At 34.8% G+C, this 22015-nt stretch carries 19 protein-coding genes and 2 tRNA genes; 11 read left to right on the forward strand and 10 right to left on the reverse strand.

The genetic code is table 11. The features are described from left to right. The first annotated feature begins 26 nt into the window (after positions 1 to 26). Both DMB92_RS01445 and tpx read left to right on the forward strand, forming a co-directional pair. Positions 27 to 2060 carry an ATP-dependent helicase gene (locus tag DMB92_RS01445; protein WP_142681258.1) on the forward strand — a complete coding sequence of 678 codons (2034 nt, stop codon included), beginning with the start codon at positions 27 to 29 and terminating at the stop codon, positions 2058 to 2060. 102 nt (positions 2061 to 2162) lie between these two features. Next, positions 2163 to 2660, forward strand: coding sequence for a thiol peroxidase (gene tpx / locus DMB92_RS01450; protein WP_142681259.1), 498 nt, complete (start codon positions 2163 to 2165; stop codon positions 2658 to 2660). A gap of 45 nt (positions 2661 to 2705) precedes the next feature. On the opposite strand, the gene DMB92_RS01455 is transcribed toward tpx, so the two are convergent. After that, positions 2706 to 2921, reverse strand: coding sequence for a DUF2892 domain-containing protein (locus DMB92_RS01455; RefSeq protein ID WP_142681260.1), 216 nt, complete (start codon positions 2919 to 2921; stop codon positions 2706 to 2708). A gap of 319 nt (positions 2922 to 3240) precedes the next feature. After that, positions 3241 to 4257, reverse strand: a complete 1017-nt coding sequence (locus DMB92_RS01460) for a bifunctional 3,4-dihydroxy-2-butanone 4-phosphate synthase/GTP cyclohydrolase II (RefSeq protein ID WP_142681261.1) — start codon at positions 4255 to 4257, stop codon at positions 3241 to 3243. A 104-nt stretch (positions 4258 to 4361) separates the two neighbouring features. Between DMB92_RS01460 and DMB92_RS01465 the strand changes: the two genes are divergently transcribed. The 3 genes from DMB92_RS01465 to DMB92_RS01475 all read left to right on the forward strand — a co-directional run bounded on the left by DMB92_RS01465 (position 4362) and on the right by DMB92_RS01475 (position 6055). Further along, positions 4362 to 4436 (forward strand) — tRNA-Gln (locus DMB92_RS01465). A gap of 24 nt (positions 4437 to 4460) precedes the next feature. Beyond that, a tRNA-Met gene (locus DMB92_RS01470) sits at positions 4461 to 4536 on the forward strand. Positions 4537 to 4735: 199 nt separating this feature from the next. After that, positions 4736 to 6055, forward strand: coding sequence for an MATE family efflux transporter (locus tag DMB92_RS01475; RefSeq protein ID WP_142681262.1), 1320 nt, complete (start codon positions 4736 to 4738; stop codon positions 6053 to 6055). An 8-nt stretch (positions 6056 to 6063) separates the two neighbouring features. Here the strand turns inward: DMB92_RS01475 and DMB92_RS01480 are convergent, their stop codons facing one another. The 3 genes from DMB92_RS01480 to groES form a co-directional block, all read right to left on the reverse strand. Then, positions 6064 to 6267, reverse strand: coding sequence for a 2-hydroxymuconate tautomerase family protein (locus tag DMB92_RS01480; protein ID WP_142681263.1), 204 nt, complete (start codon positions 6265 to 6267; stop codon positions 6064 to 6066). Positions 6268 to 6448: 181 nt separating this feature from the next. After that, a complete protein-coding gene (gene groL / locus DMB92_RS01485) occupies positions 6449 to 8086 on the reverse strand; it encodes a chaperonin GroEL (RefSeq protein ID WP_142681264.1) in 1638 nt (545 codons plus the stop codon). Positions 8087 to 8105: 19 nt separating this feature from the next. Further along, the gene (groES, locus tag DMB92_RS01490; protein WP_142681265.1) at positions 8106 to 8366 is read right to left on the reverse strand and encodes a co-chaperone GroES; all 261 of its coding nucleotides are present in this window, start codon (positions 8364 to 8366) and stop codon (positions 8106 to 8108) included. A 162-nt stretch (positions 8367 to 8528) separates the two neighbouring features. Between groES and DMB92_RS01495 the strand changes: the two genes are divergently transcribed. Continuing rightward, positions 8529 to 10847: a hypothetical protein gene (locus tag DMB92_RS01495; RefSeq protein WP_142681266.1), complete on the forward strand. Its 2319-nt coding sequence runs from the start codon at positions 8529 to 8531 to the stop codon at positions 10845 to 10847. A gap of 29 nt (positions 10848 to 10876) precedes the next feature. Here DMB92_RS01495 and DMB92_RS01500 read toward each other — a convergent pair whose 3' ends face one another. Then, positions 10877 to 11314 carry a TonB-dependent receptor gene (locus DMB92_RS01500; protein ID WP_142681267.1) on the reverse strand — a complete coding sequence of 146 codons (438 nt, stop codon included), beginning with the start codon at positions 11312 to 11314 and terminating at the stop codon, positions 10877 to 10879. Next, complete coding sequence (locus DMB92_RS01505) at positions 11260 to 13278, reverse strand: TonB-dependent receptor domain-containing protein (RefSeq protein WP_142681268.1); 2019 nt, start codon at positions 13276 to 13278, stop codon at positions 11260 to 11262. Before DMB92_RS01505 ends, DMB92_RS01500 begins: the two co-directional genes overlap by 55 nt. A gap of 201 nt (positions 13279 to 13479) precedes the next feature. Between DMB92_RS01505 and dnaE the strand changes: the two genes are divergently transcribed. Genes dnaE through DMB92_RS09120 form a run of 3 tightly spaced genes read left to right on the forward strand, consistent with a single transcriptional unit; the run spans position 13480 to position 17805 of the window. Beyond that, the gene (gene dnaE, locus DMB92_RS01510; protein ID WP_142681269.1) at positions 13480 to 17079 is read left to right on the forward strand and encodes a DNA polymerase III subunit alpha; all 3600 of its coding nucleotides are present in this window, start codon (positions 13480 to 13482) and stop codon (positions 17077 to 17079) included. Positions 17080 to 17089: 10 nt separating this feature from the next. Next, positions 17090 to 17632, forward strand: a complete 543-nt coding sequence (locus DMB92_RS01515; RefSeq protein WP_142681270.1) for a thermonuclease family protein — start codon at positions 17090 to 17092, stop codon at positions 17630 to 17632. After that, positions 17629 to 17805 (forward strand): hypothetical protein, encoded by a 177-nt coding sequence (locus DMB92_RS09120; protein ID WP_185900143.1) that lies wholly within the window; start codon positions 17629 to 17631, stop codon positions 17803 to 17805. The genes DMB92_RS01515 and DMB92_RS09120 overlap by 4 nt, the downstream gene beginning before the upstream one ends. Here DMB92_RS09120 and DMB92_RS01520 read toward each other — a convergent pair. The 3 genes from DMB92_RS01520 to nth form a co-directional block, all read right to left on the reverse strand. Beyond that, positions 17798 to 18373 (reverse strand): hypothetical protein, encoded by a 576-nt coding sequence (locus tag DMB92_RS01520; protein WP_260604718.1) that lies wholly within the window; start codon positions 18371 to 18373, stop codon positions 17798 to 17800. The two genes, DMB92_RS09120 and DMB92_RS01520, sit on opposite strands and share 8 nt — an antisense overlap. Then, the gene (gene cmoB, locus DMB92_RS01525) at positions 18373 to 19242 is read right to left on the reverse strand and encodes a tRNA 5-methoxyuridine(34)/uridine 5-oxyacetic acid(34) synthase CmoB (protein ID WP_142681272.1); all 870 of its coding nucleotides are present in this window, start codon (positions 19240 to 19242) and stop codon (positions 18373 to 18375) included. The genes DMB92_RS01520 and cmoB overlap by 1 nt, the downstream gene beginning before the upstream one ends. 183 nt (positions 19243 to 19425) lie before the next feature. Continuing rightward, positions 19426 to 20049: an endonuclease III gene (gene nth, locus DMB92_RS01530; protein ID WP_142681273.1), complete on the reverse strand. Its 624-nt coding sequence runs from the start codon at positions 20047 to 20049 to the stop codon at positions 19426 to 19428. 76 nt (positions 20050 to 20125) lie between these two features. Between nth and DMB92_RS01535 the strand changes: the two genes are divergently transcribed. Then, positions 20126 to 20938 carry a peptidylprolyl isomerase gene (locus DMB92_RS01535; RefSeq protein ID WP_142681274.1) on the forward strand — a complete coding sequence of 271 codons (813 nt, stop codon included), beginning with the start codon at positions 20126 to 20128 and terminating at the stop codon, positions 20936 to 20938. Further along, a complete protein-coding gene (fbaA, locus tag DMB92_RS01540) occupies positions 20938 to 22002 on the forward strand; it encodes a class II fructose-bisphosphate aldolase (RefSeq protein ID WP_142681275.1) in 1065 nt (354 codons plus the stop codon). Before DMB92_RS01535 ends, fbaA begins: the two co-directional genes overlap by 1 nt. The last annotated feature ends 13 nt before the right edge of the window (positions 22003 to 22015 follow it).

Below are 22015 nucleotides of genomic sequence, written 5' to 3' on the forward strand. Positions count from 1 at the left end.
TTCACTTTTAAATTTCAAGGAAACATATGCCACTTTCAAAACTCAATGAAGAACAACTCAGTGCTGCAACAGCTAAATTTGGGCATAATCTCATCATAGCAAGTGCAGGCACAGGAAAAACTTCAACCATAGTAGCACGCATAGCCTATCTTTTAAAACAAGGCATTAGCCCTGAAAAAATAATGCTTTTAACCTTTACCAACAAGGCTAGCAAGGAAATGATTTCAAGGCTTGAGCGTTATTTTGACAAGAGTATCACTTCAAAAATTTTAGCAGGCACTTTTCATTCAAGTGCGTATCATTTGTTAAGGGAATTTGATAAACATATCATTTTAAAGCCAAGAAGTGAGCTAAGATTGCTACTTAAAAGTATCTTTGAAAGAAGATCTTTTCATCATCTAAGTGACATAAAGCCCTATATGCCAAGCTATCTTTATGATGTGTATTCTTTGTTTCAAAACAAGGTTCAAGATGAAGAATTTATCTCTTGGTTTTCTAAATTTAACCAAGAACAAAGCGTTTATGCTGAAATTTATGATGATATTTTAAAAGAATATGAAGAAGAAAAAAGGCGTTTTTCTTATGTGGATTTTAATGACTTGCTTTTGGAATTAAAAAAGCTTTTAAAGACGCATAGGAAAGAATTTGATGAAATTTTAGTTGATGAGTATCAAGATACAAATCCCTTGCAAGGCAGTTTAATCGATGCTTTTAAAAGTAAGAGTTTATTTTGCGTGGGGGATTATGATCAAAGTATTTATGCTTTTAATGGAGCTGATATAGGCATTATAGGCGGTTTTAAGGATAGGTTTAAAGATGCAAATATCTTTGCTTTAAATAAAAATTATCGCTCTTCAAAAAGCATTTTGGCTTTAGCAAATAAGGTGATTTTAAATAACGAAAGATTATATCCAAAAGAACTTGTAGTAACAAGACAAGGAGAGTTTAAAGCTCCTACGCTTTTAGTCTTTGACGAGCTTTTTGAGCAGTATCAGCATATTGCTAATATGATACTTGTAAGCGGGATTGCTCATGAACAAATTGCTGTTATTTTTAGAAACAACTCAAGTGCTGATGGTATGGAGATTGCTTTAAGAGAACAAGGCATTGCAAGTGCTAGAAAGGGTAGTGGTAGCTTTTTTGAAAGCCTTGAAGTGCGTGTTTTTTGTGCCTTTTTAAGTCTTGCTTTAAATCCAAAAGATATCATGGCTTTTATACATTTGCTAGAGTATTCAAAAGGCGTTGGAAGCGTTCTTGCAAAAGAAATTTTTGATGGTTTTTTAAAGCTTGGAGCAAATCTCTTGCAAGGCTTTTTAAGCCCAGATAAAAGCGTAAATTTACAAAAAACAAGCAAAAAAAGCTTTGAGCTTGGTTTGTTCGATGATATAGAGCTTTTAGCTGATACAAAAAGATTTTCCTTACAAAGCGAATTTAACGATCACCCTATCTTGTCCTTGCCAAAGATCAATGAAAATTGTGCGAAAAATTTAGAGCAAATTTATTTTTTCTTGAAAAAAAGCAAGGATTGCAAAAGCTCAGCCCAACTTGTTTCTTTGGTTTTGGAAAATGAATTTTTTAAGCAAATTTGTGATTTTTTAGCGAACAAAAGAGCCACAAACAAAGCAGGGCAGGTTGATTTGCTTAGAAAAAATGAAATTTTAGAAAAAATAGCCCTTAAAATGGAAGTTCTAAAAGAGCTTAGCAAAACTTATGTGGATACTTATAAGTATTTTAATTTCCTTACTCTTGGTTCAAGTGAAATGAGCAATGCAAAGGGTGTAAATTTACTCAGCATTCATGCAAGCAAGGGGCTTGAGTTTGAGCTTGTTTTTGTGGTCGATCTTGCTCAAAACCGCTTTCCAAATGCCAAGCTTATGGCTATGGGAGGAAGCTTAGAAGAAGAACGCAGGCTTTTTTATGTCGCTGTAACTAGGGCAAGGGATATACTTTATCTCAGTTATGCAAGATATGATAAGCTTAAAAAGACCCATTATCAACCCTCATGCTTTTTGATAGAAGCAGGGCTTTGCAAGGAGAGTGGTTCAAAGGTAGCTAAATAAAATAGATATTATTTATCTTTTATTGTAAATAAGATTTAAGATTTATTAGGTTATAATTTTAAATGCTTGAAAGCAAAATTATTAATCAAAAAGGATAAAACTATGAGTTCAGTTACTTTTAAAGGAAATCCGGTTCAGTTGAGTGGTAAAACTCTATCTGTAGGTGATACAGTTGAAGAAATCACTCTAAAAGCACAAGATCTAAGTGATATAGTTATAGGCGCTAAGGGCAAAACTCAAATTCTTTTGCCTATGCCAAGTCTTGATACTCCTGCTTGTGCTACAGAAGCAAGGGATTTTAACAAAAAAGTTGCTTCATATCCAAATGTTGAAGTTGTTGTAGTAAGTCTTGATCTTCCTTTTGCTATGGGTAGATTTTGCTCTACTGAGGGTATTGAAAATCTTAAAGTTGCCAGCGATTTTGTTTCTAGAGAATTTGGAGAAAAATATGGCGTTTTGATGAAAGATGGACCTCTTAAGGGACTTTATGCTCGTGCTGTTTTCATCGTTAAAGACGGAAAAGTTACTTATAAAGAACTTGTAAGTGAAGTTACAGAGCTTCCAAATATGCAAGCGATCGACCAATTTTTTGCTGGTTGAGCTTGCAATTAAGGACTAAGGTTTAGTCAAATTTACTCAAGGAGCTTACCCTTGCTCCTTATCTTTTATCTTCTTAGATATGGGACATATACCCAAAGGACAGGCTTGTTTTCCTGTCCAAACTCGAATCGGACAAACACCAAAAAAGCCTGTTAAAAGTGGTATAAAACCAATCAATCCCCACCAAGAAGCATAGTAAAGCCCAGCTATAAATATAAGCATGGCTAGTATTATCCTTATAGAGCGTTCTAAGATACTCATACAATCTCCTTTTTTTAAATTTATAAAAGTATAGCCTAAATTTAGAAAAAATTTGCTGATGAGTTTATGAGATAAAATCATTTTAAGCTATTTTGGTAATGAAAAAATATCTTGTATTTTAAAATTTCTAAGGAAATTTTTATGAATGATAGCAAAAAGGGCGTTTTAAAAAGATTTTGATTTAAAATGAGTTTTTACATTTACTTTAAAAGCTAAATTTATCTTCATTTGGTTTTAAAAAAATCACACTTATTCATTTAGAAAAAAGCGTCATTTTAAGATTTTAAAAACTAGGTAAAGCTAGCTAATAAAATCAAAGCTAAATTTTACAGCTTTGTATATTGAGCCCAAAGCCTTCAAGGGCTATAAATTCTTTATCGCAACCCCTGCTTAAAAGCTTAACATTTTCTATACCTAAAAATCTTAAAATTTGAGCACCTATACCATAGTCTTTAAACTGAGTTTGCCTCATCTTTTCTCCTTGCAAAAAGACAAGCACGCCGCCATTTTTATCCAAAAACTCAATTTGTTTTAAAAGCTCGTTGAATTTATCAGAAGTAAGCAAGTCAAAATCACTTCCACTTGTGTGAAATTTGACATTTTCACTTTTTTTAACCTCGCCAAAGCAAAAAACGATATGTTCTAAGCTTCTATGATCTTCAAAGATAAATTTATGAGCCTTAAAGCCTGCTATGTTGCATTCTTGTTTATCTTTGAGAGTGATTAAGCTTTCATGTTTTAAGCGATATTCGATGATATCAGAAACGGCTATCATATTAAGATCAAATTTCTTACAAAACTCTAAAAGATCGGCACGCCTAGCCATATCTCCATTTTCTTTCACTATCTCGCAGATCACGCAAGCTTCTTTAAGTCCAGCCAAACGACACAAATCAACAGTTCCTTCAGTATGTCCCGTGCGTTCTAGCACACCACCATTTTTAGCAATGAGTGGATTGATATGACCCGGACGCACAAAATCACTAGCCTTAGCCTTTTCATCGGCAAAAAGCCTTATCGTCATATTTCTTTCATAAGCACTTACTCCTGTACTTGCGTTTTTAGCATCTACTGTTATAGTAAAGGCTGTGGCATGGTTTGCTGTGTTTTTTGGAACCATTAAAGGAAGTTCAAAATGCTTAGCGATTTGTTCACTTAAAGCTACGCAAACAACACCCCTTGCATGAGTGATCATAAAATTAACCTTGTCTTGATCGCTAAATTCAGCCGCAAAGATCACATCTCCTTCATTTTCTCTATCTTCAGCATCAACCATAACGAGCATTTTTCCATTTTTTAAATCCTCTATCGCTTGTTCTATACTCACAAAAGCCATATGAAACCTTTTTAATTTTGATTAATTTTATCCAAAATTGAAATTATACAAGATTTTCTTGACAAATTAGTTAAAATTTACTATAATCTTACTTTATTTTTCGCTGGGGTATAGCCAAGCGGTAAGGCAACAGGTTTTGGTCCTGTCATTCAGGGGTTCGAATCCCTTTACCCCATCCACTTTCATCTTACTTTTTGACTCATCGCGAAGTAGAGCAGTGGTTAGCTCGTCGGGCTCATAACCCGAAGGTCGGGAGTTCAAATCTCCCCTTCGCAACCAAGTTTTAAAAGGACATAAAATATAGGAAGGTATTATGTTTGCTTATCGTTGTGCTTGTCCTTATATAAAAAAACTTACCCAAAAATTTCTTTCCAGCTCCTTTGTTTTAGGCTTACAAAGCGTTGATTAGCCCCTTAATATTGCTTTAATATTAAGGATTTAAATATCCTTAAATCAAATTCATTTTTAAGGATAAATGATGTCAAAATTATTCATCAAGGCAAGCCCTGCTCGCCTTTTTATCAAATGTGCCTTACCAAGTATAGTGAGCATGGCTTTTATATCTTTTTACTATGTTATTGATGGAATTTTCATAGGCAAATACCTAGGAAGCGACGCTTTAGCAGCCTTTGGGCTTATCATTCCCTTTGTGGTGATGTCCTTTGCACTTGCTGATATGATAGCACTTGGCTCAGCTGTGCAAATTTCATTCAAACTCTCGCTTGGCAAAATCAAGCTTGCAAGAGGAATTTTTACAAGCTGTATTGTTTTGATCTTTGCCATTTCTTGCGTGGTGGGGCTTTTGGAGTTTTTTCTAGCCCCTTTTCTCATCGCAAATCTTGATACCAGCGATGAGATAAAGGCACTTTGTAAGGAAAGTATGCAAATTTTTGCCATTTTTGCACCCTTTACTATGCTTTCTTTTGCACTTGATAATTACCTAAGAATTTGTGCTAAAAACTCCTATGCGATGATGATAAATATCCTCATAGCACTTTGTAATATCTTTTTTGATTATCTTTTCATAGTCGAGCTTGAGCTTGGCTTAAAAGGTGCTGCACTTGCTACTTGCTTGGGGCTTATGATAGGCGGTATTTTGGGGATAGCGCCGTTTTTATTTTCTAAGCTTGAGCTTAAATTTACGGGGCTTTTTTTGCCTAAAAAACTGCTTAAAAATATCATTTTTAACGGAAGTAGCGAATTTTTTAACAATGTTTCAGGCTCTTTATATGCCGTGTTTGCAAATCTTGTTTTACTTGAGCTTGCCGGTGCAAAAGCCGTGGCAGCCTTTTCGCTCATTTCTTATATCGATAACTTTATAAACGCCCTTATCATAGCCATAGGCGATGGCTTGCAAGCAGCTTTAAGCTTTAATTATGCTAGAAAAAATCTTGCTCGCCTAAAAGCCATCATCAAAATGATGTTTTTTATCGCTTCTATCTTGTGCGTGGTGGCTGTGATCATGCTTACAAATTTTAGCGAATTTTTCGTGAGTTTTTTCGTGATGAAAGAAGATAGCGAGTTTTTGAAATTTAGTGCCTTTGCTTTGCTACTTTTTGCTTTTAATTATCTTTTTTCTTGGTTTAATGTCCTTACAGGCTCGATTTTAACAGCCTTTAATCAACCAAAATACTCGCTCATCTTAAGCTCTTTGCAAAATCTCATTATCCCACTTTGCTTTTTACTACTTTTGCCCTTGTTTTTAAGCGTAAATGGCGTTTGGCTAGCTCCTTTGATGAGCGAAATTTGCGTGCTTTTCTTGGCGATATTTTTGCTTAGAAAAATACTCAAATTTTAAGTTTTAGATCAGCCCTTTCGCACCTGAGTAATGCTTTTGCCTCCAAGTCCGTAGTTATCAGTATCTATCTCATCGATGATAACCACGGTTGAAGCCTTATTTTTTCCTAAAACCTTAGCTAAAAGCTCGGTTACTCCCTTGATCAACTCTTCTTTTTGAGCCGTGGTTGGCTCGCCATTTTCCTTAGTGATACGGATATTTACAAAGGGCATAAAAACTCCTTAAATTTAAGTCAAGTAAATTTTACTTTTTTATAGTTAATTTTCATAAATTTAGATATTTTAGTTAGGTTAAAGTTCTTTTATCTTGTCGCAGTTTAAGAGTATAGAAAGGTAAATTTTTAACTAAGAATTTGAAGTGGCGCGATCCCACTTCAAATTTAAAAGCAAGGGCTTACATCATTCCGCCCATACCTCCCATACCTCCCATACCGCTCATATCAGGCATAGCAGGTTTATCTTCTTTAATCTCGCTAATTGTAGCCTCTGTGGTTAAAAGCATGCTAGCAACGCTAACCGCGTTTAAAAGAGCTATTCTTTCAACCTTAACAGGATCAATGATACCAGCTGCAAACATATCTACATATTCGCCTTTTGCAGCATCAAAGCCTTGATTGTCATCTTTTGAGCTTTCAACGCTATTGACCACAACACCAGCGTCAAAGCCTGCATTATCAGCGATTTGTCTTAAAGGCGCTTTTAAAGCTCTTTCAACAATGCCAGCTCCTATAGCTTCATCGCCTTTTAGATCAAGTTTGATTTTTGATTTTGCTTTGATAAGTGCAGCACCGCCGCCTATTACTATACCTTCTTCAACAGCAGCTTTTGTGGCACTTAGTGCATCATCAACCCTATCTTTTTTCTCTTTCATCTCAGTTTCAGTAGCAGCACCTACTTTTATAAGAGCAACGCCACCGCTAAGCTTAGCAAGTCTTTCTTGGAGTTTTTCTCTATCATAATCACTTGTTGTTTCGGCAATTTGTGCTTTGATTTGATTAACCCTTGCGTCGATATTTGTCTTTTCGCCAGCACCATTTACTATAGTGGTATTATCTTTGTCGATAATAACGCTTGATGCCTGTCCTAGATCTTGCAAAGTCGCACTTTCAAGGGTTCTTCCAAGCTCTTCAGCGATCACTTCGCCCCCTGTTAAAATAGCTATATCTTCAAGCATAGCCTTGCGTCTATCGCCAAAGCCGGGAGCTTTTACAGCTGAGATATTTAAAACACCTCTTAATTTATTTACAACCAAGGTAGCCAAGGCTTCACCCTCGATATCTTCAGCGATGATTAAAAGTGGCTTGCCTGTTTTTTGAATTTGCTCTAAGATAGGAAGTAAATCTTTTAAACTTGTGATTTTTTTATCAAATAGCAGGATATAAGGGCTTGAAAGCTCCACGATCATCTTATCTGCATTTGTGATGAAATAAGGGCTTAAATAGCCTCTGTCAAATTGCATACCCTCGACCACATTAAGCTCATCATTGATAGACTTCGCTTCTTCAACGGTTATAACGCCGTCTTTTCCAACTCTTTCCATAGCATCAGCGATTAATGAGCCGATTTTTTCATCTGAATTTGCTGAGATAGTCGCAACTTGGGCGATTTCTTTTTTATCTTTTACTTCTCTTGAAAGTTTTTTAAGCTCAGCTATAATAGCCTCGCAAGCCTTATCCATACCTCTTTTAACCTCGATAGGATTTGCTCCTGCTGTGATATTTCTTAAACCTTCTTTAAAGATAGCGTGAGCTAAAACAGTCGCTGTTGTTGTGCCATCGCCTGCTTGATCAGCTGTTTTGCTCGCTACTTCTCTAACTAAGGCTGCACCCATATTTTCAAGATTATCCTTAAGTTCAACCTCTTTTGCAACGCTAACGCCATCTTTTGTGATACTAGGAGCGCCAAAGCTTTTTTGTATCAAAACATTGCGTCCTCTTGGTCCCATAGTAACTTTTACTGCGTCGTTAAGCTTTTTAACGCCCTCGTAAAGTTTGTTTCTTGCTTCATCTGAAAAAATAATTTCTTTTGCCATTTTTTATCCTTTTTTAAATTTATTTTACTATACCTAAAATATCATCGATACTTAATACCAAATATTCCTCATCACCAAGTTTTACCTCAGTTCCGCCGTATTTGGCAAAAAGCACCTTATCGCCATTTTGTACTTCGCTTAGCTCTTTACTTACGGCGACAATTTCTCCTCTTAAAGGTTTTTCTTTAGCATTATCTGGTATAATAATGCCAGAAGCTGTTGTATTAGTTTCTTCCACGCGTTTAACCAAAACGCGTTTTCCCAAAGGTTGAAAATTCATTGTTTTCCTTTCTTTTGTGATAAATTTAGCACTCTTTATTTTTGAGTGATAAAATTATAACAAAGAAAAATGAATTTTGTCAAGACCTTGAGCAAAGAAATTAATAAAACTTTAGTTAGTTTGACTAAAGTTTTATTAATTTTTACATGAAAGGTTAAGATAATGAAGAAATTTCTTTATATCGTCTTGGGTATCATCGTTGTTGCTTTGATCGCCCTTTATGTTGTTTTATTCACCTCCTTTGGTAATAAAATTGTCGCTTCTATCATAGAAGATAAGATAAAAACAAGCACAGGCTTAGATGCAAATTTAACCAAATTTGAGCTAAGATTTTCAAGCCTTGATATAGGTCTTGATATAGCAAATATGGCTCAATTTAAAGTTGAAGGAAACTTGAGTTTATTTCGCTTAGGTTTTGATTTGGATTACTTACTTAGTGTTAATAAAGACTATGTCAAACAAATGAATTTAAATTTGGATAAAAATCTTAATTTTAAAGGCGAGGTAGCCGGAAAAGCAAGTGATTTCAATGCAAGCGGAGCTGGCGAGCTTTTTGGATCAAATGTAAGCTTAAATGCAAGATTACTTGATTACTCTCCTTTAGAATTAAAGCTTAATGCTAATGGCATAAAGATAGAAGAAATTTTAACTTTTTTAGCACAGCCAAACTATATGAATGGGGTGCTTAATGTCAATGCAGATATTAAGGCAAAGGATCTTAAGCCTAATGGAAATGCACTCATAAATCTTTATACAAGCTCTATCAACTATGCTCAAATTAAAAAGGATTTTAATCTCACCTTACCAGCTAAATCAGAGCCTATCGCTCAAATTTCAGTTGATGTAAATGATCAAGATATACATGCAAAAACTGAAGTGGCTAATGCTTATCTAACCTTAAAACTTCCAAACACACATTATAATCTTAGCGATCAAAAGCTAGAAAGTGATTTAAGCTTAGATATACTTAACTTAGCTCAGCTTGATAGCATACTTCAAAGTAAGACAAAAGGAAGTTTAAATTTAAATGCAAACGCAAAGCTTACAGGCAGTGTTCTTGATAGTGTGAATGCAAAACTTACCGGTCAAAAAGTAAGCCTTTTAGATCTTCCAGCAAGTAGCTTGCTTTTAAATGCTAAGGCAGCTCAAAGTGGAACAAAAATCGCTTATGAGGCTGATTTTAGCTCAGCTTGGGCAAAGATTTCTAAACTTCAAGGCTCTTATGATCTATCAAATTCAAATTTAATAGCTGATTTGAAGGCTAGTGTTGATGATTTATCTCAGTTTAAAAGCATAGCAGGGCAAGAGCTTAAGGGACAAGTAAGCCTTGATGCAAAGGCTGAACTTAATGGCAGTGAGATTAAAGACTTGCAAGTAAATGCTGATGTAGCTGGGGGCAAAATCACAGCAAGCTCTAATGGCAAAGCACTTGATGTAAATATCAATGCTCTTGATCTTACTAAAGTCTTTGTTTTAGCTGGACAAGCAAGTTATGTCAATGGTTTGCTTAATGCAAAGGCTCATTTAAGTTCGCTTGATTTTGCTAAGCTTAATGGAAACTACGAGCTTAAATCTAGTGGAACTTTTAATGAAAGAACCCTTAGTAAAATGCTTGAAAAAAACTTCCCTGCAAATACAAAATACGATCTTGATCTTAGTGGAACGCTTAAGGATTCTGTGGTGGATTTTAATCTCATCTTAAAAAGCGGTTTGGCAAATCTTGATTATTTTAAAGGAAGTTTTGATATCAATCAAATAAAACTTAGTTCAAATTTCAGTCTTGATGCTTATGATTTTTCAAAATTAGGCTTTTTGGCTGATAGAAAGCTTAGCGGAAAGTCTAAATTTAATGGAAATTTAAATTTTGCCAACAGCCAAGCTGATGCTACGATCAAAAGCGATAATCTTTTCCAAGGAAAGCTTAATGCTAGCCTTAAAAACAATGTCTTTAACGCGGACTTAAATGGAGTTGATTTTTCAAGTCTTATGCTTGGGCTTGATTTGCCTGATTATTATAATGCAAAGGCAAATGTGAAACTTGATTATAATCTCTTAAGTCAAAGCGGAAATGCAAATGCAAGCTTAAACAATGGAAAACTTAAAAAAGTAGGCATAGTTAATACCATAAGCACGCTTACAAAAAGTGATTTTACAAATGATGTGTTCCATACAGCAAATGCAAATGCAAAGCTTGGTAAAAACAAGGTTGATCTTGATGTAAATCTTGTTTCAAATCGTGTTAAAGTAGATATACAAAAAGGCGTGATCAATACCGCAAACTCAACCCTTGATCTGCCTTTAACCTTAGGAGTTGATAAGGCAAATTTCAAAGCAAAAATCACCGGCAAAATCGATAGTCCAAGTGTCAATATAGACTTAGGAAGTGCCGTAAAAGCCGGAGTTGATAAGCTTTTACAAAATGAAAAGATAAAAGAAAAGGGTGCAAAAGAACTTAATAAACTCTTAGATAAACTTTTCTAAATTTGGGCGAGCTAACTCGCCCTTAAAAACTAATACCTAAACACAAAGCTACCGATAAAGGTTCTTCCTCTAGCTTGGTTATTAAAGCCTGCTCCTGAACCATCGCTAAAGATATTGCTTGCTGAGGAGTTATAAGTATTAAGAGCATCAACATAGTTTTTATCAAATAAATTTTGCACCTCAAATTTGAGGCTAAGATTTTTAATCGGATCAAAAATCATATATAAATCAACTATAGTAGGGATATTTGGCAGATCTTGTGTAAGAATTTTATCGAAGTTTTCTATGGTTGGATTGTAGTTTGGATCATAAAGTTCTTGATCTGAAGTAGGATCTATTCTCTTGCTCTTGCCTGTGTATTTGATAAGACCTCCTAGGGTAAATTTTTCATGAAAAAGTCTTGTTCCAATGTCTAAGGTCGCATAATCTTGTGGAAGTTCTGAAAACTGAGCCTGTCCATAGCCCATACCTGCAGCAAGTATAGAGGATAAGAAGCCTTTTGATGAGAATAACTAAGCTTTGAGTAAAATACACGCACATCGTAGTTAAGTTCAGCTTCAATTCCTTTAAATTCAGCCTCGCCGTTTATATAAGGAGAAAAACTAATCCCTAGACCTAGACCACCATTATAGATATAATCACTTATCTTTGTGCGGTAGTAAAGGGCTTTAAAGCCAAAATGATCATCATCAAATAAAAGACTTCTTGAAAAGCTATTAAAGCCTGCTTGATAAGTTTTTGCAGTTTCTGGCTTTAAAAAGACATTGACATTTGGTGTTCCACCACCTGAGAAAAATTGCTCTTGGACATTGATCATTCTACTTGTTTTTGCATAGCTTGCAAAGGGTGTAAAAAGTTCATGAAATTCTAAAGCAAGCATAAGAGAGTAGTTGAAATTTGTATCTTTTTTCTCGAGGCGTTTGATTTTATAATTGTTCCTATCTCTATCATAATAATCCCCGCAAAATTGCCTACTATTGCATAAACCCACATTTCCACCAAGCTTTGCGTGCGTTAAATTTAAATTGGCGTCAAAAGAAAATATATCATAAATAAAAGTATTGTTAAGATAGGCACTGCTAAGCTCTTGTTCTCCTGCTGGTAAAAAGGAAATGGCTGCTTGCATATCTATACCATATCCTCCAAGATTTGGAGTATCTTGCTTGCGTATAAAAATCCTTTCATATTTGTTTTTAGAATAATTTGCCCCAAAATTTATACTTAAATTTGACTTTTCATTTATATTAAATACGCTTGTATTGCTTAGATCAAGAGTAAGGTATTTATTATGAGAGGCAACTTTTTTAAAATCCCTTCCAAGATTATAATCAGGACCTCCTCCGCTAATCCAAGTAAAACTATCATCAAATTCTTGCCTTGTTTCATTGTATGCCATAAGCAATTTTGTATCTACAAAATGAGACTGAGGATTTAACCTATAACTTATTTGATAAGAATCAGCATTAATATCTCTTCCTGAAAGATAAGTATCATATCTTCTATAACTTGTGTTGATAAAATTAACATTATCAGGAGAAACTTCAAATTTTAAAAGATGAGAACTTGGCTTTTGGCTTAGCTGTTGCGTGGCTAAGGGAATAGCTTGAAAGTTTTGATTATCCTCGCTGATTTTTATCCCACCTCCTGTTTTATAATCCTGAGAAATTTTCTTCCCACTATAAGCATACATAGCACTCATAAAGCCATTATTGTCATTATAAGCTTTACCTGCTACAGCACCCATATAAGAAGGTCCTATGGCATTGCTACCATAAGAATATTTAGCCAAAATTCCAAAAGGTTTACCATCTAGGATAATATCATCAGCACCTATAGTTCTAAGATTTGCCGAACCCATAAGAGCGTTTGAGCCTGTATTTGCATTAAAAGTTCCTCTTTGCATATCAATGCCCACGATAAAATTTTGATCTATCAAAGCTCCAAAGGCTGAAGTTCCTGTATCGCCACTTCCATGTTGGTTTGTCCCATTTCCAGCCATGGCACTTGTGCCATAAAAGGTTTGTGCTACACCATCAACCATGGTATTTACTCTTCCAAGTCCTGTTGTTCCTTGTATGTTTATAGATACTGTGCCTTGGGATTGATCTACTTGTGTGTAAGAACCGGGTATGCTTCTTATGATATTATCAAGGCTTTGTGTGCTCGTATTTACACCCTCTTTACTTGTGATAGCTCCTGCTTTTTGTGCATCGCTTAAAGTCGCTGTAACGTTTGTGGCTTCGAGTCTATGAGCTTTTGAAGAATTTAAAGAGCTGTTTTGTTCTAAATTTTGAGCAAGTAAGAAGGAATTTTTTAAGTTATAATTAAGTTTAAGATCTTCTCTCTCTCTCTCTCTCTCTCTTGCTTGCTCATTTGCAAATGTAAGGCAAGAAAGCAAAAGATACAAGCTTAATTTTGATTTATTTGGCATTTCTAACTCCTTAAAAAATTTAAAAGCTTTATCATACAAAATATATCTTTAAATTTAAATAAAACGATTTAAATTATCATTAATTTATTTTTTTGAAAATTTTTCTTGGGAATTTAAGCTTAAATTTAAGCAAAATTCTTGTAAATTCAGTTAAAAAATACCATAATTTCAAATACAATTTTTTCATCTTGCGAGGTAAAAATGAGCCAATACACACACCTTCATCTTCATACTGAGTATTCTTTACTTGATGGAGCAAATAAGATAGAAGAACTTGCAAAAACACTCAAAGAACAAGGTGCTACAAGTGTAGCCATGAGTGATCATGGTAATATGTTTGGGGCTATTGATTTTTATAAAACTATGAAAAAATACGGCATTAAGCCCATCATAGGACTTGAGGCGTATTTGCATAATGCAGATGAGCTTAATGATAAAAGCTCAAGACAGAGATTTCATCTTTGTTTATTTGCTAAAAATGAAGTAGGATATCAAAATTTGATGTATCTTAGCTCCCAAAGCTTTATACATGGGCTTTATTACTATCCAAGGATCAATAAAAAGCTTCTTAAAGAGCATAGCGAGGGGTTAATTTGTAGCTCTGCTTGTTTACAAGGAGAGATTAATTGGCATTTAAATACCAAAAATGAAAAAAATATCAGATTTGGAGCTAAGGGCTATGAGGCGGCAAAAGAGGTAGCACTTTGGTATAAAGAAGTTTTTAAAGATGATTTTTATCTTGAGATCATGAGGCATGGTATAGGCGATCAACTTTTTATCGATGATCAGATACTTCGTCTTGCAAAAGAACTTGATATAAAAGTCATCGCCACAAATGATACACACTATACCTTTAAAGATAGAGCCTCTGCTCATGAAGCTTTTATGTGTATATCTATGGGTGTAAAGCTTGATGATCCAAACAGACTAAGACATAGCGTGCATGAGTTTTATGTAAAAAGTCCAGCCCAGATGAGCGAGCTTTTTGCTGATATACCAGAAGCCATAGAAAATACTCAAGAAATAGCTAATAAATGCAACCTAGAAATCAAACTAGGCGATGCAACTCCTCCAAATTTTAAATTTACAAGAGAATATGCAGCCACTCATAACATAGCCTTGCCTCAAAAAGATGAGGAATTTAGCTTTCAAAATGATGACATAGTTTTTGAAACACTTTGTAGGAAAGGACTTGATGAAAGGCTTAAATTTATCGATGAGAGCAAACATGAAGAGTATAAGCAAAGATTAGAAACTGAAATACAAATCATCAAGGATATGAAATTTTCAGGCTATATGCTCATCGTTCATGATTTTATCAAAGTGGCTAAGGATAGAGGTATTCCTGTTGGTCCTGGAAGAGGTTCTGCTGCTGGAAGTTTGGTATCTTACTGCCTTAAAATCACCGATCTTGATCCCTTGCCTTACAACCTGCTTTTTGAGCGTTTTTTAAATCCAGAACGCGTTTCTATGCCTGATATTGATGTGGATTTTTGTCAGGATAGGCGTGATGAGGTGATTGATTATGTGATTGAAAAATATGGTTTTGATAAGGTCGCACAGGTGATCACCTTTGGAAAACTTCTCGCAAAAGGCGTTATACGAGATGTAGCAAGGGTTTGTGATATGAGTATCCAAGATGCTGATGAGCTTGCAAAGCTTATCCCTGAGGAGCTTAAGATCACCCTTGAAGATGCTTACAAAAAAGAGCCAAAAATAGCAGAATTTATCCAAAGACACCCCAAAGGCGAGGAGGTTTGGAAATACGCCCTTGCTCTTGAGGGACTTAACCGCCATGCAGGTGTTCATGCAGCCGGTCTTGTGATCTCAAACGAATCTTTATGGAAAAAAACCCCTCTTTTTCGTCCTTCAAAAAATGATGAAAAACATTTGGTAACGCAGTATTCTAAGGATTTTTTAGAAGATGTGGATTTGATCAAATTTGACTTTTTGGGCTTAAAAACGCTCACTGTGATCGACAATGCCATTAAGCTTATTAAAAGAAGATATGAAAAAGATATTGTTTGGGAAAATATTGATTTTAATGATAAAAAAACTTATAAAACCATACAAAGTGGCAATACCTTAGGCATATTTCAAATAGAATCAAGTGGTATGCAAACACTTAATGCAAGGCTTAAACCTGAGGGCTTTGAAGATTTGATCGCTGTTTTAGCACTTTACCGCCCAGGTCCTATGGAATCAGGTATGCTTGATGATTTTATCGACAGAAAGCATGGGATTAAGCAGATAGAATATCCCTTTGATAGTCTAAAAGCAGTGCTTGAGCCAACTTATGGTGTTATCGTTTATCAAGAACAAGTTATGCAAATCGTGCAAATTATCGGTGGCTTTAGTTTGGGTGGTGCTGATGTGGTGCGTCGTGCTATGGGTAAAAAAGATCCTCAAAAAATGAAGCAACTCAAAAGCGAATTTGCTGATGGAGCGCAAAAGCAAGGCTATGATCGCAGCAAAGCTGAGGATTTATGGGAACTTATCGTTAAATTTGCGGGCTATGGTTTTAACAAATCCCACTCAGCAGCCTATGCTCTCATAGCCTTTCAAACAGCGTATTTAAAGACTTATTATCCAAGTGAATTTATGGCTGCTTTACTTACTAGCGAACAAAACAAGGTGGAAAAGGTCGCTCAGTATATAGAAGAAATGAAAAGAATGAAAATTAAGCTTTTACCGCCAAATATCAACAAAGCTATGGGCGAATTTAGTGCTATGAAGCTTAAAAATGGGGAAGAGGCTATTTTATATGGACTTGGAGCGATTAAAAGTGTGGGAATGCCTGCTATTGCAAATCTTATCAGCGTAAGACCTGAAGGAGGTTTTAAGGATATTGATGATTTTATGGGTAGGATTGATCCTGCTAAAATCAATAAAAGAACCATGGAAAGCCTTATCAAAGTTGGAGCTTTTGATGAATATGGCTTAAGTAGAAAATGCTTGATTGATAATCTTCCCTTACTTTGCGAAAGTTCAAGAAAGGTCGCTGAAGTTAAAAGAAATGCTGAAAATTCTTTATTTGGAGTAGAAGAGGTTGCTGGAGATATAAAAACTGCTATTAAGATCACAAAAGAAGAATATGATAGCTTAGAAAAACTCTCTTATGAAAAAGAAATTTTAGGGATTTATCTTTCTGCTCACCCACTTGATGAGTATCTTGAAGATATCGAAAAGATTAATTATAAAAAAAGTATAGAATTTGAAGATTTGAAACCAGGAGGAGGACGGATCGTTAGTGTTGGTAAAATAGAGGATTTTAAGGCAATGATGAGTAAAAATGGCAAACGATATGCAAAAATGCAAATCATGGATCTTTACTCTTCTTTTGATGTTGTGGCTTTTGAAAGCAGTGTCAATCAGCTTGAAGAAATTTTTAATGATGCCCAAAAGAAAAATAGCCCCTTTGCTTTCGAGCTTCATTATACAAAATTAGATGGCGATTTTTCTCTGAGAGTGATAAAAGTGATGAATTTAGAAGAGGCTAAGGAAAAAAATCTTAATGCTCATAAAACATTTAAGAATTTTGGCTCAAACAAGCAAGAAGATTACACAAAACAAGCAAGTGCTTTTGAAGAAGAGATTATCGAGCTTGATCTAAGCAAGCTTAATAGGGAAGTTATTTATGAAATTTATGAGCTAGCAAGCTCATCTCATGATCCAAGCAACCAAAAGAACAAAAAACTTGTTTTAAGGGTTCTTACTTTGGGATCTTGTTTGCTTTATCATACGGATTTTATCATTTCTAAGGAGCAAAGTGATCAGATAAAAGAAAAATTTGCTATTTGATAGGATTTTGATGAGAAAGATAAATTATAAAGATATACTTAATCTAAGAAAAACAGCAAGTGATCCAAAAAGACTTATCATGCTTTTACTTGCTGTGGTTTTTGCCTTTTTGCTTAATTCTTTTGTTTTAGATGATAATATTATAAAAGGCAAGGTTGTTCGTGTGATAGATGGCGATACCATAGAACTTTTAGACTTTGCCAATGAAAAATATAGGATACGATTTTTTGGTATAGACGCTCCTGAGTCCAAGCAGGATTTTGGAAATAAATCCAAAGACTATCTTGCTTCTTTGATCGCGGGAAAAGAGGTTCAAGTCATCAAAAAAAGCAAGGATAAATACGGCAGGATAGTTGGTATAGTCGAATTTAACGGACAAGACATTAACAAAGCTATGGTTGCTAATGGCTATGCTTGGGCGTATAGTTATTATACTGATGCTTATGTACAAGATCAAAAAAATGCCAAAAGCTCAAAACTTGGACTTTGGAAAAGCAAGAATCCTATAGAGCCATATGAGTGGAGAAAACACAATCGCAAGGAAAAAGAATGAAAAAGATCATTTTTACTTTACTAATAGCACTAGGTTTTAACGCCTGTTTTGTAAATGAAAGAGGTATATCAAATAGATTTTATGATGATTGTAAGCCTTATTATGATGCAAGTGGGACCTATCATGAGGACTGCCCTAAAAACTGGATAGATCTTCCTCTAGCTCCTAAGTAGCAAGATTTTTGAGCATAGCTTGAGCCATAGCTGCTTCCATATTTGGCTTTTGCTCTTCTTTTTCTTCTTCTTGAGGTTTAGTGTTGGTTGAAGGTGGTCGTTTGAGCCTAAAGATATGATCATCAGTAACTACTATTTGTATGCTTGATTCAAAAATTTTGATTTCATTGACATGACCTACTACCTTAACTTCTCTTTTTTTAGAATTTTCATCAAACAAGGCTTGTGCTTCGAGGATTAAAATATCTCCTAATTTTAAAGGAGAATAAAAATTATTCTTTGAACCTATAAGCATAGAATATTCTTTATTTACAGCAGCTTGCGCGACATAGCTTGCAGCACAAAAAATAAAAGAATCATGTATCAAGCCAAGTTCATCAGAAACCATTTCATTTGAGGTGATTAAAACGCTTTTTGCGTGATTTTTAGAAAGTTCGATAATAGTTCCTGTTAAAGAAGTATCAACCTCTGGGCAGGTTAAAAGCTCAGCCTTAATGCGGGCGGCATCTTCTTGGCTGATAAATTGCTCAAGCTGGGCATATTCGTCAAAAGAAATACTTTTCATTATTAAGCCTTTAATTTAACATAAATTCGCTTTGGTGCTTCATAGCCCTCGCAAGTGAAATTTTTATCCTTAGTATCAAGAAAATCCTCTAAGGAAAATCCCTCGCTAAAGGCTGTTTTTCTTTGCTCAAAACTATCAGTTTGCTTAAGAGCTAAAATTTCAAATTCTTTAAATCCTGCTCTTTCACACCAATTTCTTAAACCTAGTATCGACGGAATGAAAAAAATATTTGATATTTTTGAGTAAGTTTTTCGAGGAATTAAGGCAATTTCTCTTTCATCTTCTATATACATGGTATCTAAAAAGACTATGCCACCTTTATTTAAACTCATTTTTAAATTTTTTAACATTTTTATAGGATCACTTCTGTGATAAAGCACACCAAGACAAAAAATCACATCAAATTTAAGTTTATATAAAGGTAAATCCTCTACACCCAAAGCCTCAAATTCTATTTTGCTTTTTATCAGGGTATTTAAAAGATGAAACTGCAAAAAAGGACGCAAGCAAGGATCAAAGCCTACAAGCTTAGCAGGGCTAAACTCAAGCATTTTAAACATATAGTATCCATTATTACACCCTACATCAGCGACTATTTTATCCTTGATTTCGTGCATAAAGGGTTTTAGAAGATTAAATTTCACAAAGCTTTGCCACTCTGCGTCGATAAATAACTCATTGATCTTAAAAGGACCCTTCCTCCAAGGCTTAAGATCAAGCACTAGCTCTTTGATCTTTTCATCTAAGTTTTTATCGCAATTTATATTTATGCAGTCTAAAAGCTCATAAGAGCTTGTAAAATCAAGATCTTGCAAGGCTTTAATCTTTTCAAATTCTTTACTTTGCAAAAATTTATCTTTCAAATTTGACATTTTGATACTTTATCTTAAAACTAAGAGCAAAGTGTAGCTTAAAAAACTTTTTAAAGTGCTTAATGATTTAAAATAAAAAGTATTTTTAAAATTTGCTTTAAATTTCATAGTTTTAATGACAAATGTAGATTTTATTAGCTTTAAATGGCTTTCGCATGAGACTTCAGCCCTGATAACAGGGCTTTAAGCTTTTTTGTCCTTGCTTTTGCAAAGATGAGCTAAAAAACACTGCTCGCATAAAGGATTTTTAGCCTTACAGGTGTAGCGTCCAAAAAGCACCATGGCTTGATGAAGATAGTTAAGATTGTCCTTAAAAATGCGTGTAAGATCTTCTTCTGTGGCTTCAGGCGTTTTTGCCTTGCTAAGATCAAGGCGGTGAGCGACACGAAAAACATGTGTATCAACAGCCATGAAATTTGCCCCACACCATTCTATCAAAACAACATGAGCTGTTTTTTGTCCCACTCCGGCTAAGGATTTTAGATCCTTTTCATTTAGCGGAATTTCGCCCCCAAAGTCCTCACAAACTGCCTTAGCCATTTTGATGAGATTTGTGGCTTTGTTATTAAAAAAAGAACAGCTTTGAATATAGCTTTTAAGGGAATTTAGCCTTGCATTTGCTAGATCTTTTATACTTGGATAGGCTTTGAAAAGCTCAGGCGTGATCAAATTTACTCTTTTATCGGTGCATTGTGCTGATAACATTACGCAAACTATGAGTTCATAGAGGTTTGAAAACTTAAGCTCAGTAACGGGCTTGTCAAAATGGCTTAAAAATAAGTGTTTAATTTCTAAATTTCTTTTCATTTTTTTATTTTAGTTAATTAGCCTTAACGAAACTTCGTTATAATTTGCCAAATTTATCAATATAAAAGGAAAAATGATGAAAAAAATGTCTTTAGTTCTTGCTGGTTTATTGAGTGCAGTAAGCTTAAATGCAGCTGTTGTTGCAACGATGAATGGTAAAAATGTTACAGATACTGAGATCAGCGAAGCTTTTGCTCCTGTTTTGCGTGGTCAAAACTTTAAAGATCTTACAGCTGATCAAAAACAAGAGCTTATTTTAAGATATATGGGAGCAAAGCTTATAGCAGAAGATGCTAAAAAACAAAATTTAGAAAAAGATCCTTTATATGCTAAAGCTTTGGAAAATGCTAAAGAACAAATTTTAATGCAAATTTATCAAGAAAAGATTTTTAATTCTATAAAAGTTGATGAGTCGAAAATTAAGGCTTTTTATGAACAAAATAAAGCTAAATTTATTCGTCCTGCAGGAGTAAAGGCAAGACATATTTTAGTAAAAACTGAAAAAGAAGCAAGAGATGTGATCGCTGAGCTTAAAGGCTTAAAAGGTAATGCTTTAACTGAAAAATTCGCTCAACTTGCAGCAGCTAAGTCAATCGATGGATCAGCCAGACAGGGTGGCGATCTTGGTTGGTTTGGCACAGAAGATATGGTAAAGCCTTTTAGTGATGCAGCTTTTTCTCTAAAAAATGGAACAATCACTCAAAATCCTATAAAAACAGAATTTGGTTATCATGTTATCCTTAAAGAAGATTCGCAAGCTAAAAAACAACTAAGCTACAATGATGTAAAAGCTGATCTTATCAATCAAGCTAAGGCTCAAGAAGCTGGTGCAAAACTAAATGAAAAAGTTCAAGAACTTCTTAAAAATGCAAAAGTTGAGATAAAATAATGGGCGTTTTAAGCATAGTAAAAGCAGGCGTAGTAAGCGGTGAAGAGCTAAATAAGCTCTACGCTTATGCCAAAAGCGAAGGCTTTGCGATACCTGCTGTGAATGTGGTCGGTACAAATTCTATCAATGCGGTTTTAGAAAGTGCTAAAAAGGTTAATTCGCCTGTTATCATTCAGTTTTCAAATGGTGGGGCGAAATTTTATGCAGGGAAAAACTGTGAAAATGCTGAAGTTTTAGGAGCGATAAGCGGTGCAAAGCATGTGCATACTTTGGCTAAGGCTTATAATGTGCCTGTGATTTTACATACCGATCATGCCGCAAGAAAGCTTTTGCCTTGGATCGATGCTTTGATCTTAGCAAATGCTGAGCATAAAAAGATAAGCGGACAAGCCCTTTTTAGCTCTCACATGCTTGATCTTAGTGAGGAAAGCTTGGAAGAAAATTTAAGCACTTGCGAAATTTATCTTAAAAAGCTTAGCGAACTTGGGATTTGTCTTGAGCTTGAGCTTGGTTGCACGGGTGGTGAAGAAGATGGCGTGGATAATACAAGCATTGACAATGCCAAACTTTACACTCAGCCTGAAGATGTAGCCCTTGCTTATGAAAGATTGATGAAAATCAGTGATAAATTTTCAGTTGCCGCAAGTTTTGGAAATGTGCATGGTGTTTATAAGCCCGGAAATGTGAGCTTGCAGCCTGAAATTCTTAAAAATTCACAAAAATTTGTTAAAGATAAATTTAAGCTTAATGATGAAAAACCTATAAATTTTGTTTTTCATGGTGGAAGCGGAAGCGAGCTAAAAGATATCAAAGATGCTGTGAGTTATGGCGTCATTAAAATGAATATCGACACAGACACGCAATGGGCATTTTGGGACGGCGTTCGTGGCTATGAAGCTAAAAATAAGGCTTATTTACAAGGACAAATTGGCAATCCTGAGGGCGATGACAAGCCAAATAAAAAATACTATGATCCTCGTGTGTGGCTTAGAGCAGGCGAAGAAAGCATGATAAAAAGACTTGAGATCGCTTTTGAGAATTTAAACTGCGTGGGAAGAAATTAAATATTTTATAGGA

Source organism: Campylobacter sp. MIT 99-7217 (assembly GCF_006864365.1).
Lineage (GTDB): Bacteria > Campylobacterota > Campylobacteria > Campylobacterales > Campylobacteraceae > Campylobacter_D.

Bases quoted from the DNA above. Each gene is read 5' to 3' on its own strand.
- DMB92_RS01445 (WP_142681258.1), top strand. From the start codon at position 27: ATGCCACTTTCAAAACTCAATGAAGAACAACTCAGTGCTGCAACAGCT.
- tpx (WP_142681259.1), top strand. From the start codon at position 2,163: ATGAGTTCAGTTACTTTTAAAGGAAATCCGGTTCAGTTGAGTGGTAAA.
- DMB92_RS01455 (WP_142681260.1), bottom strand. From the start codon at position 2,921: ATGAGTATCTTAGAACGCTCTATAAGGATAATACTAGCCATGCTTATA.
- DMB92_RS01460 (WP_142681261.1), bottom strand. From the start codon at position 4,257: ATGGCTTTTGTGAGTATAGAACAAGCGATAGAGGATTTAAAAAATGGA.
- DMB92_RS01475 (WP_142681262.1), top strand. From the start codon at position 4,736: ATGTCAAAATTATTCATCAAGGCAAGCCCTGCTCGCCTTTTTATCAAA.
- DMB92_RS01480 (WP_142681263.1), bottom strand. From the start codon at position 6,267: ATGCCCTTTGTAAATATCCGTATCACTAAGGAAAATGGCGAGCCAACC.
- groL (WP_142681264.1), bottom strand. From the start codon at position 8,086: ATGGCAAAAGAAATTATTTTTTCAGATGAAGCAAGAAACAAACTTTAC.
- groES (WP_142681265.1), bottom strand. From the start codon at position 8,366: ATGAATTTTCAACCTTTGGGAAAACGCGTTTTGGTTAAACGCGTGGAA.
- DMB92_RS01495 (WP_142681266.1), top strand. From the start codon at position 8,529: ATGAAGAAATTTCTTTATATCGTCTTGGGTATCATCGTTGTTGCTTTG.
- DMB92_RS01500 (WP_142681267.1), bottom strand. From the start codon at position 11,314: ATGGGCTATGGACAGGCTCAGTTTTCAGAACTTCCACAAGATTATGCG.
- DMB92_RS01505 (WP_142681268.1), bottom strand. From the start codon at position 13,278: ATGCCAAATAAATCAAAATTAAGCTTGTATCTTTTGCTTTCTTGCCTT.
- dnaE (WP_142681269.1), top strand. From the start codon at position 13,480: ATGAGCCAATACACACACCTTCATCTTCATACTGAGTATTCTTTACTT.
- DMB92_RS01515 (WP_142681270.1), top strand. From the start codon at position 17,090: ATGAGAAAGATAAATTATAAAGATATACTTAATCTAAGAAAAACAGCA.
- DMB92_RS09120 (WP_185900143.1), top strand. From the start codon at position 17,629: ATGAAAAAGATCATTTTTACTTTACTAATAGCACTAGGTTTTAACGCC.
- cmoB (WP_142681272.1), bottom strand. From the start codon at position 19,242: ATGTCAAATTTGAAAGATAAATTTTTGCAAAGTAAAGAATTTGAAAAG.
- nth (WP_142681273.1), bottom strand. From the start codon at position 20,049: ATGAAAAGAAATTTAGAAATTAAACACTTATTTTTAAGCCATTTTGAC.
- DMB92_RS01535 (WP_142681274.1), top strand. From the start codon at position 20,126: ATGAAAAAAATGTCTTTAGTTCTTGCTGGTTTATTGAGTGCAGTAAGC.
- fbaA (WP_142681275.1), top strand. From the start codon at position 20,938: ATGGGCGTTTTAAGCATAGTAAAAGCAGGCGTAGTAAGCGGTGAAGAG.